Annotated in this window: 12 protein-coding genes and 1 pseudogene; 6 read left to right on the top strand and 7 right to left on the bottom strand. The window is 70.3% G+C overall.

Features of this window, described 5'->3' with window-relative positions; translation table 11 throughout:
- Together VJ976_RS09400 and VJ976_RS09395 are read left to right on the top strand one after the other, a co-directional pair.
- Nucleotides 1-4794, top strand: a complete 4794-nt coding sequence (locus tag VJ976_RS09400) for an NAD-glutamate dehydrogenase (protein ID WP_324099947.1) — start codon at nucleotides 1-3, stop codon at nucleotides 4792-4794.
- A gap of 31 nt (nucleotides 4795-4825) precedes the next feature.
- On the top strand, nucleotides 4826-6334 hold the full coding sequence (locus VJ976_RS09395) for a sensor histidine kinase (protein ID WP_324099946.1): 1509 nt from the start codon (nucleotides 4826-4828) through the stop codon (nucleotides 6332-6334).
- Here VJ976_RS09395 and VJ976_RS09390 read toward each other — a convergent pair whose 3' ends face one another.
- The 5 genes from VJ976_RS09390 to VJ976_RS09370 form a co-directional block, all read right to left on the bottom strand.
- Entirely contained in the window at nucleotides 6335-6583 is a 249-nt protein-coding gene (locus VJ976_RS09390) for a WhiB family transcriptional regulator (protein WP_324099945.1), read from the bottom strand.
- A gap of 407 nt (nucleotides 6584-6990) precedes the next feature.
- Nucleotides 6991-9705, bottom strand: coding sequence for a pyruvate, phosphate dikinase (gene ppdK / locus VJ976_RS09385; protein ID WP_324099944.1), 2715 nt, complete (start codon nucleotides 9703-9705; stop codon nucleotides 6991-6993).
- A gap of 103 nt (nucleotides 9706-9808) precedes the next feature.
- Entirely contained in the window at nucleotides 9809-10663 is an 855-nt protein-coding gene (locus VJ976_RS09380) for a pyruvate, water dikinase regulatory protein (RefSeq protein WP_324099943.1), read from the bottom strand.
- A gap of 83 nt (nucleotides 10664-10746) precedes the next feature.
- Entirely contained in the window at nucleotides 10747-11766 is a 1020-nt protein-coding gene (locus VJ976_RS09375) for a CNNM domain-containing protein (protein WP_324099942.1), read from the bottom strand.
- Nucleotides 11763-13208 (bottom strand): hemolysin family protein, encoded by a 1446-nt coding sequence (locus VJ976_RS09370; protein ID WP_324099941.1) that lies wholly within the window; start codon nucleotides 13206-13208, stop codon nucleotides 11763-11765. Before VJ976_RS09370 ends, VJ976_RS09375 begins: the two co-directional genes overlap by 4 nt.
- A 150-nt stretch (nucleotides 13209-13358) precedes the next feature.
- Between VJ976_RS09370 and miaA the strand changes: the two genes are divergently transcribed.
- Nucleotides 13359-14270 (top strand): tRNA (adenosine(37)-N6)-dimethylallyltransferase MiaA, encoded by a 912-nt coding sequence (miaA, locus tag VJ976_RS09365; RefSeq protein WP_324099940.1) that lies wholly within the window; start codon nucleotides 13359-13361, stop codon nucleotides 14268-14270.
- A gap of 8 nt (nucleotides 14271-14278) precedes the next feature.
- Here miaA and VJ976_RS09360 read toward each other — a convergent pair whose 3' ends face one another.
- Together VJ976_RS09360 and VJ976_RS12685 are read right to left on the bottom strand one after the other, a co-directional pair.
- Nucleotides 14279-14992, bottom strand: a complete 714-nt coding sequence (locus VJ976_RS09360) for a LysR family substrate-binding domain-containing protein (RefSeq protein ID WP_414693612.1) — start codon at nucleotides 14990-14992, stop codon at nucleotides 14279-14281.
- 15 nt (nucleotides 14993-15007) lie between these two features.
- A pseudogene (locus VJ976_RS12685) lies at nucleotides 15008-15178 on the bottom strand (LysR family transcriptional regulator); the annotation flags it as partial.
- A gap of 80 nt (nucleotides 15179-15258) precedes the next feature.
- Between VJ976_RS12685 and VJ976_RS09355 the strand changes: the two are divergent.
- From VJ976_RS09355 to VJ976_RS09345, 3 genes are read left to right on the top strand one after another with little or no spacing between them, the layout of a single operon-like run.
- Nucleotides 15259-16596 carry an FAD-dependent oxidoreductase gene (locus VJ976_RS09355; RefSeq protein ID WP_324099938.1) on the top strand — a complete coding sequence of 446 codons (1338 nt, stop codon included), beginning with the start codon at nucleotides 15259-15261 and terminating at the stop codon, nucleotides 16594-16596.
- A gap of 10 nt (nucleotides 16597-16606) precedes the next feature.
- Nucleotides 16607-16879 carry a sarcosine oxidase subunit delta gene (locus VJ976_RS09350; RefSeq protein ID WP_324099936.1) on the top strand — a complete coding sequence of 91 codons (273 nt, stop codon included), beginning with the start codon at nucleotides 16607-16609 and terminating at the stop codon, nucleotides 16877-16879.
- Nucleotides 16876-19737, top strand: a complete 2862-nt coding sequence (locus tag VJ976_RS09345) for a 2Fe-2S iron-sulfur cluster-binding protein (RefSeq protein WP_324099935.1) — start codon at nucleotides 16876-16878, stop codon at nucleotides 19735-19737. The genes VJ976_RS09350 and VJ976_RS09345 overlap by 4 nt, the downstream gene beginning before the upstream one ends.
- Nucleotides 19738-19774: the final 37 nt, after the last annotated feature.

The following is a 19774-nucleotide window of genomic DNA, read 5'->3' as shown; positions in this document are numbered from 1 at the left end:
ATGACGGCCGACGAGACGCTCACGCGACGGTTCTTCGAGCACGTAGTGTCCGACGACGTCGAGGGTCGCGACCGCGACACGCTCCATGCGATGAGTAGGTCGACGCGCGACCTGGCGGCGACCCGCTCGACCGACGAAGCCGTAGTCCGTGTGGTCAACCCCACGGCGGACGAGCACGGCTGGACCGGACGCCACACGGTGGTGCAGGCCTGCGCGGCCGACATGCCGTTCCTGGTCGACTCCGTCCTGGGTGAGCTGACCAGGCGCGAGCTCACAGCACATCTGCTCATCCACCCGCAGATGGTGGTGCGCCGTGGCGCCGAGGGGCTGGTGGTGACCTCCACCGACCCGGCCGACGCGCCGGAGGGCGCCCGGGTCGAGTCGTGGATCTACGTCGAGATCGACCGCATACCCGGCGCCGACGCCCGCGAGGATCTGCGCCGGGCTCTGGTGCGGGTGCTGGACGACGTGCGCAAGGCCTGCGCCGACTGGCGGGCCATGCGCCAGAAGTGCCTGGACATCGTGGCCGAGCTGCGCGAGGGGCCCCCCGAGACCGTGGACCCCGACACGGTCGAGCCCACGCTCGAGTTCCTGACCTGGCTGGAGGACAACCACTTCACCTTCTTGGGCTACCGCGAGTACGAGCTGACCGAGGAGGAGGGTGAGCGCAAGCTTCGCTCGATCCCCTCCACCGGTCTGGGGATCCTGCGCTCGGAGTCGGACGAGCCGTCCGTGACCAACCTGGAACAGCGAGCCCAGCGCACCGCCCGGCAAGCGCGCCTCCTCAGCATCACCAAGGCCAACTCCCGGTCCACGGTGCACCGGCCGGTGTACCTCGACTACGTCGGGGTGCGACGGTTCGACGAGTCCGGGCACGTCGTGGCCGAACGTCGCTTCCTCGGTCTGTTCACCGCCAGCGCCTACGCCGAGTCGGTCCAGCGGCTGCCGATCATCGGCGGCAAGGTGCAGCGCATCCTGGACGGCTCCGGCTTCGCTCCGGACAGCCACTCCGGCAAGGACCTGCTCGGCGTGCTCGAGGCATACCCGCGGGACGAGCTGTTCCAGGCGTCGGTCGACGAGCTCAGCGAGACCGCCTACGAGGTGCTCCACCTGCAAGAGCGCCGCCGTTCCCGGCTGTTCGTGCGGGCGGACGAGTTCGGCCGGTTCGTCTCGGCGCTGCTGTACATCCCGAAGGACCGCTACACCACGACCGTGCGCCTGCGGATGCAGGAGCTGTTGAAGCAGGCCTACGGCACCGACTCGGTGGACTACTCGGCGCGTGTGGGCGAGTCGGTCCTCGCGCAGCTGCACTTCGTCGTGCGCATGCCCAAGGGCACACCGATCCCCCAGGTGGATACCGACGACCTGCAGGACCGCCTGATCGAGGCCACGCGCAGCTGGGGCGAGCGGCTCGGTCAGATCGTCGAGGAGCAGTTCGACGGGGACCCGACGGCCGGAGACGCTCTGGCCCACTACGTCGAGGCCTTTCCCGAGTCGTACAAGGAGGACTTCGACGCCGTCGACGCCTTCGGTGACCTCACCCGCCTGGCCGAGCTCGATGCCGACGAGTCCGTCGTCCAGCTGCGCCCCTACCTGTACGCCGCACCCGGGGGCGCGCAGGAGGAGCGACGACTCAAGCTGTACCGCCGGCAGGAGCTGTCGCTGACCGACGTCCTGCCCGTCTGCGCCGACCTCGGTGTGGAGGTCACCGACGAGCGGCCCTACGAGCTCGCGGGCAGCGACGGCAGCACCTGGGTCTACGACTTCGGGCTGCGGGCGAGCAGTGGTGAGTCCTGGCTCGAGCCGGGTTCGGAAGACATCGTGGCCGCGTTGTTCGAGGATGCCTTCGCCGCCGTGTGGGAGGGCCAGGCTGAGAGCGACTCGCTCAACGAGCTGGTGTTGACGGCGGGGCTGACCTGGCGCCAGGTCGTCGTGCTCCGCACGCATCTGCGCTACCTGCGGCAGGTGAGCTCCTCCAGCCTGAGCTACCTGCAGGAGGCCCTCGTGGCCAACCCGGAGATCAGCGCCATGATCGTCGAGCTGTTCGCGGCCCGGTTCGACCCCGATGCGGACGACTCGGTGCGCCAGGACCGGGACTCGGCCGGGCAGGACGTGGTCGACCGGATCGAACAAGCGCTGGACTCGGTGTCGAGCCTGGACCAGGACCGGATCATCCGCTTCCTGCTGCGCGTGGTGAACGCCACGGTGCGGACGAACTTCTACCAGCGCGACGGGGACGGCGAGCCCAAGAGCCGGGTGAGCCTGAAGCTGCTGCCCCGCCGGATCGACGCGCTGCCCGAGCCTCGGCCGGCCTTCGAGATCTGGGTCTACGCGCCCACGGTCGAGGGCGTCCACCTGAGGTTCGGCTCGGTCGCCCGCGGCGGGCTGCGGTGGAGTGACCGCCGGGAGGACTTCCGCACCGAGATCCTGGGCCTGGTCAAGGCGCAGCTGGTCAAGAACGCGGTCATCGTGCCCACGGGCTCCAAGGGTGGCTTCGTGGCCAAGCAGCTGCCGGACCCCTCCGTGGACCGAGAGGCCTACCAGGCCGAGGGAGTCGCCGCCTACACGACCTTCATCAGTGGGATGCTGGACGTCACGGACAACCGCGACGGCACCACCGTCCTGCCCCCGGAGCGGGTGGTCCGTCACGACGGTGACGACCCCTATCTCGTCGTGGCGGCGGACAAGGGGACCGCCACCTTCTCCGACATCGCCAACGGCGTGTCCCGGGACTACGGGTTCTGGCTCGACGACGCCTTCGCCTCGGGCGGCTCGGCGGGCTATGACCACAAGGCCATGGGCATCACCGCACGGGGCGCCTGGGAGTCCGTCAAACGTCACTTCCGCGAGCTCGGCGTGGACACCCAGAGCCAGGAGTTCACGGTCGTCGGGGTCGGCGACATGAGTGGTGACGTCTTCGGCAACGGGATGCTGCTCTCGGAGCACATCAAGCTGGTCGCCGCCTTCGACCACCGGCACATCTTCCTGGACCCCGAGCCGGATCCGGCGGCCTCCTTCGCCGAGCGGCAGCGGCTGTTCGAGCTGCCCCGCTCCAGCTGGGCCGACTACGACACCTCGCTGATCAGCGACGGGGGAGGGGTGCACTCGCGCACGGCGAAGTCGGTGGTCATCAGCCAGCAGGTGCGAGGGGTGCTGGGGTTGGAGGCCGAGGTGGAGTCACTGACGCCCGCCGAGCTGCTCAAGGCCATCCTGCTCGCTCCGGTCGACCTGTTCTGGAACGGCGGGATCGGAACCTACGTCAAGGCCTCGACCGAGCTCCATACCGACATCGGGGACCGGGCGAACGACAACATCCGCGTCGACGGACGCGACCTGAGGGTCAGGGTCGTCGGCGAAGGTGGCAATCTCGGTCTGAGCCAGCTGGGCCGCATCGAGGCGGCGCGCTCGGGCGTGCACGTCAACACCGACGCCGTCGACAACTCCGCGGGCGTTGACACCTCCGACCACGAAGTCAACATCAAGATCGCCCTGACCCCGCTGGTCGGCCGCGGCGAGCTCACGATGGAGCAGCGTGACGAGCTGCTGGCCGAGATGACCGATGAGGTGGCGCAGCAGGTGCTGCGCCACAACTACGAGCAGAACGTGCTGATCGGCAACGCGCGAGACCAGGGCGGGCGCATGGTCAGCGTGCACGGGCGGTTGATGCGTCATCTGACCGAGCACGTGGGGCTCGACCCGGAGCTGGAGTTCCTTCCGGACAGCTCCGAGCTCTCGCGCCGCCAACGGGCCGGACACGGCCTGAGCTCTCCCGAGTTCTCGGTGATGATGGCCTACGCCAAGCTGGGCCTCAAGGAGGACCTGCTGGACTCGGAGCTGCCCGACGAGCCCGCGGTGACGCCGTTGCTGGTGACCTACTTCCCGGAGCCGCTGCGGAAACGGATCAGCGACGAGCTCGCGGAGCATCCGCTGCGCCGTCAGATCGTCATCAACCAGGTGGCCAACGACATCGTGAACCGCGGTGGCGTGACGTTCGTGTTCCGGGCCATGGAGGAGACGGGGGCGAACAGCACGCAGATCGCCCGAGCGTTCGTGGTCTGCCGCGCGGTGTTCGACATGGCCGGCTACATCGCGCAGGTCGAACAGCTCGACAACGAGGTCGACACCGACGTGCAGACCGAGCTCTACCTGGAGTTCCGGCGCCTGTTGGACCGCGCGGTCCGGTGGTTCCTCAACAACCGCCCCCTCTCGGCCAACCTGACGACGGAGATCGAGCGCTTCTCGGAGCCGGTGCAGACCCACTCGCCCCAGCTGGTGCGGCTGTTGCAGGGCGAGGAGCGCGACCGGCATCTGGGCTACGTGCAGCAGATGTGCGACAAGGGGGTCCCGCGTGACCTCTCGAGCCGATGGGCCGGGCTGCTCGACACCTTCTCACTGTTGGATGTCGTCGAGGTGGCTGCGGACGCGGAGCGTGAGGTCGCCGAGACCGCCCAGGTGTACTTCGCCGTGTCCGAGGCGTTCGGCATCGACGCCCTCCTCACCCAGGTCTCCCACCTCCCGCGGGCCGACCGGTGGTCCTCCCTGGCCCGCGGCGCGGTGCGCGACGACATGTACGGAGTGATGCGGGCCCTCACCCGCGCGGTCATGCTGGCCACCGACCCCGAGCAGGAGCCGCTGGAGCGCGTGCACGACTGGATGACCCAGCAGTCCGAAGCATTGGCACGTGTCTCCCAGGTGCTCAACCGCGTGAGCGAGATGGACGAGCCGGGCCTGGCCCCGGTGTCGGTGGCGCTGCGCACCCTGCGCGGGCTGGTGCGCCAGGGGACCGCCGAGTAGCCCGAGGCCCGCGCGGTCTACTGTCACTGTCGTGCCCACCTTGCATGATGTGCTGTCACAGAAGACCGCGATGTCCGCCAAGGATGCCGAGTGGCTCCATCGCCTCGTCGGGGACTGGCAGATGATCGCCGACCTGTCCTTCGCCGACCTCACACTGTGGGCTCCGCGGGGGCAGGACTGCCCCGACGACCCGGCCGGCTGGGTGCTTGCGGCTCACGCTCGACCCAGCACCGGGCCGAACTTCTACGCCGACGACGTGGTGGGCTCACGCGCCACGTCCGCCCGCGCGGAGGTTTTCAGCGAGGTGTCGGCTACCGGCCGCTCTGCCACCCACCAGGATGCCGAGTACGTCCGTGAACAGTACGTCCCGGTGGTTCGCGCGGGAACGACGCTGGGGGTGCTCGTGCGCCATACCGACCTGCACCACATGCGCCAGCAGGGTGGTCTGGAGGTCAACTACCTGCACATCGCACAGGCCCTACTGGTGATGATCTCGCAGGGCACGTTCCCCGCCGACCCGCCGCACACAGGGGTGGGCCGCGGCACCCCTCGCGTCGGTGACGGGGTGGTGCGCCTGGGCTCCGAGGGCTCGATCGAGTACGCCAGCCCCAATGCCGTCTCGGCGCTGCGCCGGCTTGGGCACACCGACCAGGTGATCGGGGCCGACCTGTCGCAGATCGTCACCGCGCACCTGCGTCCCGGGGCCACCCTGGACGAGGCCGTGCCCTTGGTGCTGACGGGGCGCGCTCCGTGGGGCACCGAGATCGAGACCGAGGGGCTGCACCTGACACTGCGAGCGGTGCCGTTGCACGTGGGGGGTCGACGCACGGGGGCACTGTTGCTGCTGCGGGACGTCAGCGAGCTGCGCCGCCAGGAGCGCGAGCTGGTCACCAAGGACGCCACCATCCGCGAGGTGCACCACCGGGTGAAGAACAACTTGCAGACCGTGTCGGCCTTGCTGCGCCTGCAGTCGCGCAGGGTCGAGGATGCCACGGCGCGGGCCGCGTTGCGCGAAGCGGGGCGTCGTCTCAGCACGGTGGCGATGGTCCACGACACGCTGAGCCACGGTTTCGACGAGATCGCCGACTTCGACCAGGTGGCGACTCGGGTGCTGCGGGCCACGGCCGAGGTGGCGGCGAACGAGGTGGCTGTCGAGGCCAGCCTGTCGGGCGCCTTCGGCCCCCTCCAGGCAGAGGACGCGACCGCGCTGGCCATGGTGCTGGCCGAGCTGGTTCAGAACGCGGTCGAGCACGGCTTCGCGGCACCGGGATGGACCGGCGACGTCGCGCCCTCCGTGCACGTCCACGCCGAGCGGCGCCTGGAGCACGGCCGCGCCGGGCTGACGGTACGCGTGACGGACAACGGGCTGGGCCTGCCCGGAGGCTCTCACGCCCCTGCGACGTCCGGGCTGGGGATGCAGATCGTGGAGTCGCTGCTGGCCGACGTCCACGGCAGCATCACCTGGGAACGGATGTTGCCGCACGGCACCTCGGCGTGCTTCACCGCGCGACTCCGGGCCACCGAGTCCGGTGAAGGATGACTAGCCGGCGCGTCGGGCCCTGGCCTTGCGTCGCTTGAGCGCTCGCCGCTCGTCCTCGGAGAGCCCGCCCCACACACCGGCGTCCTGTCCTGTCTCCAGAGCCCACTTCAGGCAGGTGTCCAACACCGGGCACGTGCGGCAAACGGCCTTGGCCTCTTCGATCTGCTGCAGGGCCGGGCCCGTGTTGCCGATCGGGAAGAAAAGCTCCGGGTCCTCTTCCAAGCAGGCAGCGCGACTGCGCCAGTCCATGTAGGTGCTCCTTGTTGCGGTCTCGTGACGGTGCCCCTTGAGGACAGGTGCGCGAGGTGTTGACACGTCGGTGAAGGTGACGGTGGCGGTCCTGTGGCCGTCACCCGTTGGTGTAACGTCTGGGTGCGCGAATATGATTCCGGCTTCGATTACAGCTTTGTGTCGAACCCGTGCGACGTCGGATGACCGTGCCCGCACGCATCCCTGACGCCATGGTGTTGCGGCTTCGGACCCGACGAGGGAGCAGCCGAGGACGGGGCTCGTCCACCGACGACGGGCTCGAGCCCGGGTCCTTCTGCCCAACCCTCCTATGTTCCCAGGCCCCGACCACCTTGACAAGAGGTGGCGACTACCGAGCCCGCTGCATGCCTCACACTGCGAGCCGTGGCAGGCGGCTCCCGTCCTGCCTAGCCCTCGCTCTCGCTCTCGCTCTCACGGGCGTCCAGCACTGCCCGAGCCGCCGCGAACCGGGCGATCGGCACGCGGTAGGGGGAGCACGAGACGTAGTCCAGGCCGATGGAGGAGAACAGGCCGATCGACGCCGGGTCTCCACCGTGCTCCCCGCAGACCCCCAGCTTGAGGTCGGGCTTGGTGCGGCGGCCGCCGTGGGCACCGATCCGCACCAGCTCCGCCACCCCGTCGGCGTCGATGCTGGAGAACGGGTTGCCGGGCACGATGTCCTTGTCCTGGTAGGCGCTCAGGAAGCTGCCCTCGGCGTCGTCTCGTGAGATCCCGATCCCGGTCTGGGTCAGGTCGTTGGTCCCGAAGGAGAAGAAGTCGGCGTGCGCGGCGATCTGGTGGGCCACCATCGCGGCGCGCGGTACCTCGATCATGGTGCCCACGGTGTAGTCGAACCGCTGGCCCGAGCTCTCGAACTCCTCCTCCAGCGTCTCCTCGATCACGGCACGCATCCGGCGCAGCTCCTCGGCGTAGGCGACCAGCGGCACCATGATCTCGACGATGGGCTCTGCACCCTCCGCCTTGACCGCGAACGCGGCGCGCGCGATGGCCCGGACCTGCATGACGGGGATCTCGGGATAGAGCAGTGCGAGCCGGACGCCGCGGGTGCCCAGCATCGGGTTCATCTCGGTGAGCTTCTCCACCTGATGCAACAGTGTGCGCTGATGGCTGAGCTGCGCGGGGTCAGGCTCATCTTCGCCGCGCTGACGGGCCGCCTCCAGGCGTTGCACCTCGAGCGCCTGCTCGACCAGGTCGGGGAGGAACTCGTGCAGCGGCGGGTCCAGCAGGCGGATGGTCACGGGTAGGCCCGACATCGCCCGGAAGAGCGACTCGAAGTCTTCCTGCTGCATCGGCAGAATGGACTCCAGCGCCTGGGCCCGCGCCTCCGCGTCCCCCGCGAGGATCATCGAGCGCATCGCGGGCAGACGATCCTCGGTCATGAACATGTGCTCGGTACGGCACAGCCCGATCCCCTGGGCCCCGAACTCACGGGCCTTGGCCGCGTCCTCTCCGGTGTCGGCGTTCGCTCGCACCCCGAGCCGGCGGATCTCGTCGGCCCAGCCGACGATGGTTTCGAAGTCCTCGTTGAGCTGCGGGGGCATCAGGGCCAGGGCGCCGGCGTAGACCTCTCCGGTGGAGCCGTCCAGGGTGACCAGGTCCCCCTCGCGCAACACCGTGGCTCCCAGGGTGAGGGTCTTGGCGGCCACATCGATGCTGACCTCGGAGGCGCCGGCCACACACGGCTTGCCCATCCCCCGGGCGACCACGGCGGCGTGGGAGGTCATGCCTCCGTGTGAGGTCAGCACCCCCTGCGCCTGCAGCACCCCGCCGATGTCGTCCGGCGAGGTTTCGCGGCTGACCAGCACGACAGCGTCGCCGGCCTTGCCGCGCGCCTCGGCCAGATCGGAGTCGAAGACCACCTCACCCACGGCGGCACCGGGGGAGGCGTTGAGCCCGGTGGTCAGCGGCTCCTGGCCGTGGCCGGGGTCGATCGCCGGGTGGAGCAGCTGGTCGAGCTGGGCGGCGTCCACTCGGCGCAAGGCCTGCTCCCGGTTCAGCGTGCCCTCGTTCACCATGTCGCAGGCCACCTTGAACGCGGCGGCCGCGGTGCGCTTGCCCGAGCGGGTCTGCAGCAGGTAGAGCGTGCCCTCCTCGACCGTGAACTCCATGTCCTGCATGTCGCCGTAGTGCTCCTCCAGCCGCTGCATGGTGTCGACGAGCTGCTGGTAGGCCTCGGGCAGGGCCTGCTCCATCTCGGCCAGGGGTCGCGGAGTCCGGATGCCGGCCACCACGTCCTCGCCTTGGGCGTCCAGGAGGAACTCGCCGTAGAGCTCCTTGGCGCCGGTGGCGGGGTTGCGGGTGAAGCAGACCCCGGTGGCGGAGGTCTCCCCGCGGTTGCCGAACACCATCTGCATCACGTTCACCGCGGTCCCGAGCGAGTCCGAGATGCCGTTGGCGCGCCGGTACACCCCGGCGCGGGGGGTCTGCCAGGAGGCGAACACCGCGTCGATCGAGCGCCGGAGCTGGTCCAGTGGGTCGGTGGGCATCTCCTCGCCCATCTCCTCCCGGGACACCTCCAGGAACCGGTCGACCAGCTCCTTGAGGTCCTCGGTGCTGAGCTCGTTGTCCGACTCCACCCCCCGCTCGTGCTTCATCTCCTCCAGCACGTCGGCGTAGGCGTAGGCCGGGACGCCCTCGACCACTTCGCCGTACATCTGCAGGAACCGGCGGTAGGAGTCCCATGCGAAGCGCGGGTTGTCCGACTCGCGTCCCAGGGCCTCCACGGTCTCGCCGCTGATGCCGAGGTTGAGGATGGTGTCCATCATCCCCGGCATGGAGACCACCGCTCCGGAACGCACGGAGACCAGGAGCGGGTCGGACGGCGACCCCAGCACCTTGCCGGTCCGCTGCTGCATCCGCTCCAGCGCCTCGACGGTCTGCTCCCAGAGCCCCTCCGGCCAGGTCCCCCCGGAGTTCATGGCCGCGACACTGGCCTGGGTGCTGATGGTGAAACCGTCGGGAACCGGGACCCCCAGCTTCTTCATCTCGGCGACGTTGGCCCCCTTGCCCCCGAGCAGGTGACGCATCGAGGCATCCCCCTCGGACAGGTCGTAGAGGTAGCTGTGCGGGGGGGTTCCGGCATCGTTGACGGACTCGCTCATGTAGGGCTCCTGCGTTCCTCGGGTGTGCCGGGAACGCTACCCCCGCGCCGCCCCGGCGGCCAGGACCGAAGTCCCGCCCGCGCGGTCGCCCCGGCGTGCTGCGTCAGCGCGGGGTGCGCCGACGAGCCCGGGCGCTGCGGCGCTCGAGGACCTCGATCACCCGGCCGGCCGCTTCCTCCAGGGCCAGCTGGGTGGTGTCGATGACGGGACACCCCAGCGAGCGCTGCACTCCCGCGATCTCCTCCAGCTCGGAGAAGATGCGCGAGAGGTCGGCATACCCGGCTTGGTCGCTGGGGGAGCCCATGGCCGTCACTCGGCGACTGCGGATGGCGTGCAGGCGCTCGGGGTCGATCGTGAGGCCGACGATCTTGTGCCGCTCCACGTCGTAGAGCTCGTCGGGGGGTGCGATCCCGGGGACCAACGGGATGTTGGCCGTGCGGTAGCCGAGATAGCCGAGGTACATCGCGAGCGGGGTCTTGCCCGTACGCGAGACCCCGATCAGCACGACGTCAGCGTCCCTCAAGGGGTGGTGCAGCTTGCCGTCGTCGTTGGCGATCGAGAACTCCATAGCCTGGATCCGGGCGAAGTAGTCCTCGCCGACCCCGACCGGGCGCACCGTCAGCTCCGGGGCGGCGCCCGTGGCCTGGCTCAAGGCGGCCACCGCGTCGTCGAGCAGCTCCGCGTGCGGGATTCCCCGCTCGTCGCACACCTGCCTCACGAACTCGCGCAGGTCCTGCTGCATGATCGTCGAGAAGACCACCGCCCGGCTCTCCTGGTCGATCCGCTGCAGCACGCCGCGCACGCCGTCCGCGGAGGACAGGCGCGCGTGGCGCACGATCCTGGTGTGGAAGCCCGCGTACTGCGCGCAGGCTGCCCGCGCGACCCGTGCCGCGGTGTCCCCGGTCGAGTCGGCCAGCACATGCACCTGGATGACGTCAGCGTCCCTCTGCTCGGCCATGCGCCCAGTATGGACTCGACCGGAGTCGGACCGACCGATCCGGACCGTCCGCGCTCGAAGTCCCGCCGGCGTGGGAACAGGCCTCAGGCCGGCTGCTGTGACGCGGGCAGGACGCGGTGCAGGATGTCCTGGACGCTGATCAGGCCCACCACACGGTCGCCGTCCGCGACGACACACAGCTGCTCGCCGCTCTCTCTCATCCTGCCCAGCGCCTCGTAAGCGGGCACTTCCCGGGTGAGCACGAATGCGGAGCGGGCGGCCGGTCGCACTGAATCCTGCGCCGGCCAGTTCAAGGTGTCGCGCACGTGGACGACCTCGGGCAGGCCACCGTCGGCAGTGGCCAGCAGGATCCGCAGGTGGCCGCTCTGTGCCGCGGCGTCGTGGACCTCCTCGACGGTCGCGTCCACTCCCACCGCTGCGGGCTCCTGGCCCTCGGGCACGAGGTCGGCCACCGTCAGGTGCTGAAGCTCGATCGCATCAGAGATCTGGCTTTGGGACGAAGTGTCGAGGACCCCCTCGGACGCGGACTGTTCGACGAGCTGGCGGATGGTGTCGGCGTCCCGTCCACCGGCGGCGGCACGGTCCACCGGTGTGATGCCGCTGGCCAGGACCAACCGGTTGGCCAGGGCGTTGACCCCGAGCAGCACGGGCCGTACGACCCACACGAAAGCACGCGCCGGGACCGCGACGAGCTGAGCCGCGCGCTCCGGGTTGGCGATGGCCCAGGACTTAGGGGCCATCTCGCCCACGACCAGGTGCAGGAAGGTCACGAACAGCAGGGACAGTGCGAACGAGGTACCACCGGCCAGCCACCCGGGCACTCCCAACGCGGCCAGACCCGGCCCCAGCCAGTGGTCGATGGCGGGCTTCGTGACGGCTCCGAGGGCGAACGTGGCTGCCGTGATGCCCAGCTGGGCACCGGCGAGCATGACGGTGAGCTCGTTGATCCCCGCGAGAGCCGCCCGTGCCGAGCGGGACGTGGCTGCCTCTGCCTCCAACCGGTGGCGTCGAGCCCCGATCAGGGAGAACTCGATGATGACGAAGAACCCACTCAGGACGATGAGAAGAGTGGTGACGACGAAGACGACCAGCGGGTCGTTCATGACTTCTGCTCCCGGGTGGCGTCGCGGTCGACCGAGGAGTCGGCGGGCTCGCCGTCGATGGCACCCTCGACGGCCTCGCCCTCGGCCTCGTGCGCCCGGGTCGTGAGCCGGACCAGCACCTCGCTGGGCACGTGCCGTTCCACCTGCTGGACCTCGATCTCCAATGCTCTGTCCACGGGTTCCTCGGCCAGCACCTCACTGGGGTCCGGCGGGAGCTGCAGGGTCACCAGGTCTCCCTCCTGGGGCAGGTCGCCTGCCTCGGCGATCACCAGGCCGGCGATGGTCTCGTAGTCCCCTTCCGGAAGCTCACTGCCCACAGCCCGCGCCACCTCGTCCAGGTGGACGTCGCCGTCCATACGCCACGCGTCGTCGCCTTCGCTGACGATGAGCTCGGATGGGGCCTCGTCGTGTTCGTCGGTGATCTCCCCGACGAGCTCCTCGGCGAGGTCCTCCTCGGTCAGGATGCCCGCGAAGCCCCCGAACTCGTCGATGACGCAGGCCATCTTCTCGTTCGCCTCGGCGAGCTTGTCCACCGCCGCCGGCATGAGCATGAGGGTCGGTACGACGACGGCAGGGCGCATCACGTCATCGACCTGGGTCTCGGGGTCCGGCCGATGGGTGAGCAGGTCGACGAGCTCGACGACGCCGACCGGTTGTCCCTCCGCGTCGACGACCGGATAGCGGGTGTGCGCCGCGGCCATCAGCTCGCGCACCTCGGCCACGGTGGTGCCAGGCTCGACGGTGTCCACCCGGGCCCTCGGGATCATGGCGTGCTCCACATCCTGCTCGTGGAAGTCGAGGATGCGGTCGAGCAGCACCGACAGCTCCTCGGGAAGGTCGCCGCTGTCGCGGGAGTCCGAGACGATCCGTTCCAGGTCCTCCGCGGTGGCGGTCGAGTCCACGTCGTCGATCGGCTCGATCCCGACCGATCGGAGCAGCAGGTTCGCCGACTTGTCGAAGAGACTGATCAGCCAGCCGAAGATCGCCAGGTAGATCAACGTGGAGCGCGCCATCCACCGGGCCATCGGCCCGGCGTTGGCGATGGCGAGGTTCTTGGGGTAGAGCTCACCGAAGAGCATCTGCACGATGGTGGCGATCGCAAGCGCGGACACCGTGCCCACCGTGATGGCCAGGGCCGGCGGGACGCCGGCGCCCCCCAGGAGTGTCCCGAGGCCCCGGCCTACGAGGGGCTCGGCCACGTAGCCGATGAGCAGACCCGTCACCGTGATGCCCAGCTGTGCACCCGAGAGCATGAACGAGGTGCGCTTGGTCACCTTCAGGGCGCGCTCGGAGGCTGCGTCCCCCTGCTCCGCCTGGGCCGCGAGCTGGTTGCGGTCGATCGACATGTAGGCGAACTCTTGAGCGACGAAGTAGCCGTTCGCCGCGATGATGAGCAGGATCGCACCGACACCGGCCAGCAGGAGCAGGATCGCCTCGGTCACCGACGCACCCCCGCCGGGGTGATGCGTGCTAGCGAGCGCTCACGATTCACGAGGTCCCTTCCTGGACGTCACCGCGCCGGCCCCAACGACGGGCATGCGGTGGTGACAGGCTAACCGGCCCGGTGGTCGGCCGCGTGTCAGACTCCGGGCATGGGCCACCCCGCCGACGCCCCCGTGGTGGCGGTCGTGGGCGCGACCGCCACGGGGAAGAGCGACCTGGGCCTCGCCCTGGCGCGCGCCCTCGGCGGTGAGGTGGTCGGCGCCGACGCTTCACAGCTGTACTGCGGCATGGACATCGGCACCGCCAAGCTCCCGGCCCATCGCCGCCAGGACGTCGCCCACCATCAGATCGACGTGCTCGAGGTGTGGCAGGAGGCGAGGGTGGCGGCCTACCAGCAGCACGCCCGTGCCGACATGGCACGGATCCGCGCACGGGGGGCGCGGCCGGTGGTGGTGGGAGGGTCCGGGCTGTACGTGCGGGCGCTGTTGGACCGACTCGACATCCCGCCGACCGACCCCGGCGTGCGGGCGCGGTGGGAGGAGCGCCTGGCGCGGGAAGGAGCGCAGTCGTTGCACGACCTGCTCGCCGACCGGGATCCCGCCGCGGCGCGCGGCATCGACTGGCGCAACGGGCGCCGGCTGGTGCGGGCCCTGGAGGTCATCGACCTGACCGGCCGTCCGTTCAGCGCCACGATGCCGACCCGGGAGTTCGCGGCGCCGACGGTGATGATCGGGCTGGGGGCCGACCGGCCAACTCTCGACGAGCGGATCACGCGGCGCGTCCGCGACATGTGGGACGCAGGGATGCTGCACGAGGTGAGCGGGCTCGTCGACCAGGGGCTGCGGCCGAGCAGCACCGCGGTCCGTGCTGCGGGCTATCCACAGGCGCTGGCTCAGCTCGACGGACGGCTCAGTGAGGAGCAGGCGCAGTCGGACACGGTCGTGGCCACCCGCAGGCTGGCCCGACGGCAGATCTCGTGGTTCGGCGCCGACCCCCGCGTCGTGTGGCTTCCGCACGACGCGCCCGACCTGGTGGAGCGAGCCCTGGCGCTGGCTGGATGAGCACCGGATCACCCCGCCTCGTCCGCACCCGCGAAGAGGTCGATGAGCAGGGTCGTGGTGTGACGCACGAGCGGCGAGGACTCCTGCTCTCGCCGCACCAGGTAGAAGCTGGCCCGCGCGTCCGGGTCGCTGACGGGCAGGTAGGAAAGCCCCGAGGGCCGGAAGGAGCGCACACTGGCCGGCACCAGCGCCATGCCCTGGCCGGCCGCGACCAGCCCGAGCACGGTGACGTACTCAGTGGCCTCGATGATCGGGTCGTAGGTCAGCCCGCGCCGCGCGAACAGCGTCACGTAGTCGGCGAAGAGCGACGGGGAGACCGTGCGCCGGAAGCCGATCAAGGCAGAGTCGCCCAGCGCCTCGATCGTCACCGACTCGTGCGCGCAGAGCTCATGTCCGCTGGGGACGGCGAGCATCAGGCGCTCGCGGAGGAAGGACGTGGCCACCACCTCGCGGCCGCGTGGCCGGACCCTGCCGACACCCATATCGATCCGCCGCTCTCGCAGAGCTCGCTGCTGCTCGTCGGAGGACATCGTCTCCAGCCGGTACTCGATGCCGGGATAGCGCTCCCGCGAGGAGCGCAGCAACCGTGGCATGACGTCGTAGGAGGCGGAGTCCACGAAGGCGATCCGCAGCACCCCGCTCTCCCCGCGACGGAACGTCTCGACCGCCCGGGCCGCCTCGTCGGCGCGCGCCAGCACCTGCCGGGCGTGGGGCAGGAACATGGCCCCCGCCTCGGTCAGGGTGACCCGGCGGGTGGTGCGCTCGAGGAGGCGCAGCCCCAGCTCGCCCTCCAGCCTGCGTACCTGCTGGCTCAGCGGGGGCTGGGCCATATGCAGCTGCTCCGCGGCTCGTCCGAAATGCAGGTGGTCAGCCACCGTGACGAAGTAGCGCAGACGCCTGAGATCCACCCGTCAATGATATCGAAAAGATATGAGTTGTCCGCGGATTGATACTTCTCGCCGCCCTCCGCTGCCCATACGGTCGGCGTATGCCGTCCGTCAGTCGTGCCTCAGGTGCGGCCTCGACCCGGGGCCGGCGGCGCGACAGGCCGACGCGCTACTCGGCAGCCGGTTTGCTGAGGCGGGGGCTTACCGAACAGCCCTGGCCGCGGGTGTGGCGCGCGCGCGAGCTCAAGCCGACCTACGACGTCGTCATCGTCGGGGGAGGTGTCCACGGTCTGGCCACCGCGTACTACCTGGCCACTGAGCACGGCATCACCGACGTAGCCGTCCTCGACAAGGGCTACCTCGGCGGCGGCGGGTCGGGCCGGAACACGGCGATCGTGCGCTCGAACTACCTCACCCCCGAGGGCGTGGCCTTCTACGACCGCTCACTGTCGCTCTACCGCTCGATGGCGGTCGACCTCAACCTCAACGTGATGTTCTCCGAACGCGGACACATGACGCTGGCCCACAACGACGCGGCGTTGCGCACGATGCGCTGGCGCGCCGAGGTCAACACCCTCGCGGGGGTCGACTCCCGGGTCATCGACCCCGCGGAGTGCAAGCGTCTCGCCCCGAGCCTGGACACCTCGAGCGACCCGCGCTACCCGGTGCTGGGTGCGCTCTACCACCCCCCCGGGGGCACCATCCGCCACGACGCGGTGGTGTGGGGCTACGCCCGCGCCGCCGACCACGCCGGGGTGGAGCTGCACCAGGACACCGAGGTCGTGGACGTCGTCGTCGAGGGGGGCGAGCTGGCGGACGGCAAGGGGCCGGGGGGCCGGGTCACCGGGGTGCGCACCAGTCGCGGCGAGGTCTCTGCGCCGGTGGTGGTGAACTGCACGGCAGGCTGGGCCAGCGTGGTCTCCTCCCTGGCCGGGGTAGCACTACCGATCAGCACCCGACCCCTGCAAGCCGCGGTGACCGAGCCCGTCAAGGTGTTCCTGCCGACGGTGGTGGTCTCCGGCTCGCTGCATGTCTACGTCAGCCAGACCGACCGCGGCGAGCTCGTCTTCGGCGCGTCGGTGGACCCCTTCAACACCTACGACACCCGCGGCTCCCTGGCGTTCACCGAGGAGCTGGCCGCCCACGTCCTGGAGCTCATGCCCGGGATCTCCAAGCTGCGGCTGCTGCGGCAGTGGGCCGGGCTCTGCGACATGACTCCGGACTACTCGCCGGTCATGGGGTTCACCCCGGTGGCGGGTTTCCTGTGCGACGTGGGTTGGGGGACCTACGGCTTCAAGGCCGGTCCCGTCTCCGGCGAGCAGATGGCCATGGCGATCGCGACCGGGCGCACGCCCGCCCTGATCGAGCCGTTCCGCCTGTCCCGGTTCGTCGAGGGGTGCCTCGTCGGCGAGAAGGGCGCCGCGGCGGTCGGGCACTAGAAGGAGACTCATGCTGCTCGTCCCGTGCCCGCACTGCGGGCCGCGCAACGCCTCCGACCTGGCCTACGTCGGGGAGGCGCGAAGACGCCCCGACCCGGCTGCCACGTCACCGTCGCAGTGGCGCGAGTACCTTTACCTGCGCAGCAACCCGGCCGGGCTCCTGAGGGAGACCTGGTACTGCCGAGCGGGGTGCGGCCGCTACTTCGTCGTCGAGCGGGACACCGTGAGCAACACCTTCTCCGCCCCGCCCGTGCCGGGCAGAAAGACGGGTCGAGGAGCATGAGCCTGCCTTCCCGGCTCCCCCCGCAGCCGACCGAGGTGATCGACCGTTCCCGGGTGCTGGAGTTCAGCTGGAACGGCCGCCCGCTGACCGGCTTCGACGGGGACACCATTGCCTCGGCGCTGGCGGCCAGCGGCAAGGGGATCGTGTCCCGCTCGATGAAGTACCACCGACCCCGGGGTCTGCTCACCGCCGACTACTGGGACCCGAACGCGCTGGTGCAGGTCGGCGACGAGCCCAACGTGCGCGCGGCGCACCGGCGGCTCGAGGCCGGGATGAGAGTGAGCGCGCAGAACGCCTGGCCCTCGCTGGAACGGGACGTGCGCGCGGCGAACGGCTTGGTGCAGCGTTTCCTCACCGCCGGCTTCTACTACAAGACCTTCATCCGCCCACGACGGCTGTGGCCCGCCTACGAGAAGGTGTTGGCCACCTTCGCTCCCGGCGGCCGGGTGGACCTGCAGACCCCACACGGTCGTCACGACAAGCGCTACGCGCACCCGGATGTCGTGGTGGCCGGCGGCGGGCCGGCAGGGCTCGTGGCAGCGACGCATGCCGCCCGGGCGGGCGCTCGCGTGATGCTGGCCGAGCATGAGTACCGCCTGGGCGGTCACCTGCTGTGGGGCGAGGCGCAGGACGTCGCGCTGGCGGTGCGCCTGGCCGACGAGGCAGTCCGGGCCGGCGTCGAGCTGCTGACCGACTCGACGGTCACCGGCCGCTACGAGGACAACTGGGTCGCCATCGCCCAGCGCAGCCATCCCGGCGTGGCGGAGCGGCTCATCAAGGCCCGAGCGAAGATGCTGGTCGTCGCTCCCGGTCTGGTCGAACGTCCCTACGTCTTCGCTGGGAACGACCGGCCCGGGGTGATGACCTCGGGGGCGGTACGCCGGTTGGTGCGCATGTATGCCGTGAAACCCGGTGAGCGTGCCGTGGTGCTCACTGCGAACCCCGACGGTGACGCGGCTGTGGCCGCCCTACGCGCGGCAGGGGTCGAGATCGTCGCGGTCGTGGACGCGCGGGCCGGGGAGGGCATCGTCGCTGCTCACGGAACCGCGCGACGGGTCGAGGCGGTGGAGCTCGAGGACGGACGCACGCTGCCGTGCGACCTGCTCGTCACCGCCGTCGGATGGACGGCGCCCACGTCCCTGCTCAACATGGCCGGCGACCGGCCCGACTTCGACCCCACCTCGGCGCGCTTCTTCGGCTCGGACGCGCTGGAGCACGTGTTGGCCACCGGGGGCCTGGCCGGCGACGGCGACAGCGACGGCCACAGCCTGCTCGACCACGCCGCCCAGACCGGCCGGCTGGCTGCCGCGCGAGCCGCGGTGGTGGCGCACCGGCTGCAGACGCGGACTGCGCACGCCGCCGCCGTCGACGGCGAGGAGCCGCCCTGGCCGGCCGACACCCGGTCCGCGCTGCCACGGGAGCCTCACCCGGGCCTGTTCCGGGCGCGCACCCACGGCATCGTGGACTACTCCGAGGACGTCAGCTCCAAGGACCTCGTGGCCGCGGCGGCCGAAGGGTACGACCACATCGAGCTGCTCAAGCGCTACACCACCGCCACCATGGGTCCCTCCCAGGGCAAGCTGGAGACGGTCAACACCGTGGCCGTGCTGGCCGAGCTGCGGGGCCAGAGCATCGGGGAGGTCGGCACCACCGTGTGGCGTCCCCCGTACGCACCGGTCAGCCTGGGTGCTCTCGCCGGCCGGATCTTCGAGCCCAAGCGGGTCTCCCCCATCCAGCCCTGGCACGAGGCACACGGTGCCCACCCGATCGTGGCCGGGCAGTGGATCCGGCCCGAGCACTACGGCGACCCGGCGGCGGAGGTCGTCCGCACCCGCACCGGCGTGGGCATCACCGACGTGACTCCTCTGGGCAAGCTCGACCTGCAGGGGCCGGACGTTCCTCTCCTGCTGAGCCACCTGTACACCGGCCGGTGGATGAAGCTGCCCGTCGGCTCGGTGCGGTACGGCGTGATGTGCGGCGAGGACGGTGTGGTGCTCGACGACGGTGTCACCGGCCGCCTGGGGGAGGAGCACTACCTCATGAGCACCACGAGCTCCGGGGCCCGCACGGTCCTGGAATGGGCCGAGAGCTGGCTGCAGACCGAGCACCCGCAGTGGCGGGTCCACCTCACACCGGTCACCGACGCCTTCACCAGCATCAACGTCGCAGGCCCGCACAGCCGTACCCTGCTGGCCCGGCTGACCGACGACATCGACCTCGACCCGGAGTCCTTCGGCTTCATGCGCGTCCGGCGCGGAGCCATCGCCGGGTCGCCAGACTGCGTCGTCTGGCGGATCGGCTTCACCGGCGAGCTGTCGTTCGAGGTGCACGTCCCCTCCGGCTACGGCCTGCACGTGTGGCAGGCGCTGCTGGAGGCCGGAGGCGACCTCGGGGTCGCCCCCTTCGGGCTGGAGGCCCAGCGGATCATGCGTCTGGAGAAGGGCCACTTCATCGTCGGGCAGGACACCGACGGGCTGACCCAGGCGCCTACGACCGGCCTCGGCCGGCTCATCGCCCTCGACAAGCCCGACTTCGCGGGCAAGCCCGAGCTGGCCTGGGCGCTGCAGCAGCCGCAGGCGCCCCATCTGGTGGCCCTGCAACCGGTCGACCCGCGGGTGGTCCCGGACGAGGCGTGCCAGATCGTCCGGGCCGGCACTGACGAGATTCTCGGGAGGATCACGTCCTCGCGGATGTCCCCGACCCTCGGGCGTGGGATCTGTCTCGGGCAGGTTGCGGCCGAGGTGGCTCACCCCGGCGCGGAGGTGACGGTGAGGCTGACCAATGGTGAACGGGTCCTCGCCCGGGTCCTGGAAGAGCACGCACACTTCGATCCCGAGGGGGCGCGTCTTCGTGGCTGAGTCACCCACTTTCGCCAGCCCCGTCTCGCCGACGCCG

It is taken from the genome of Ornithinimicrobium sp. (genome assembly GCF_035267225.1).
In the GTDB taxonomy this organism is placed as follows: Bacteria; Actinomycetota; Actinomycetes; order Actinomycetales; family Dermatophilaceae; genus Ornithinicoccus.
This window is presented reverse-complemented; position numbering and strand designations above follow the sequence as displayed.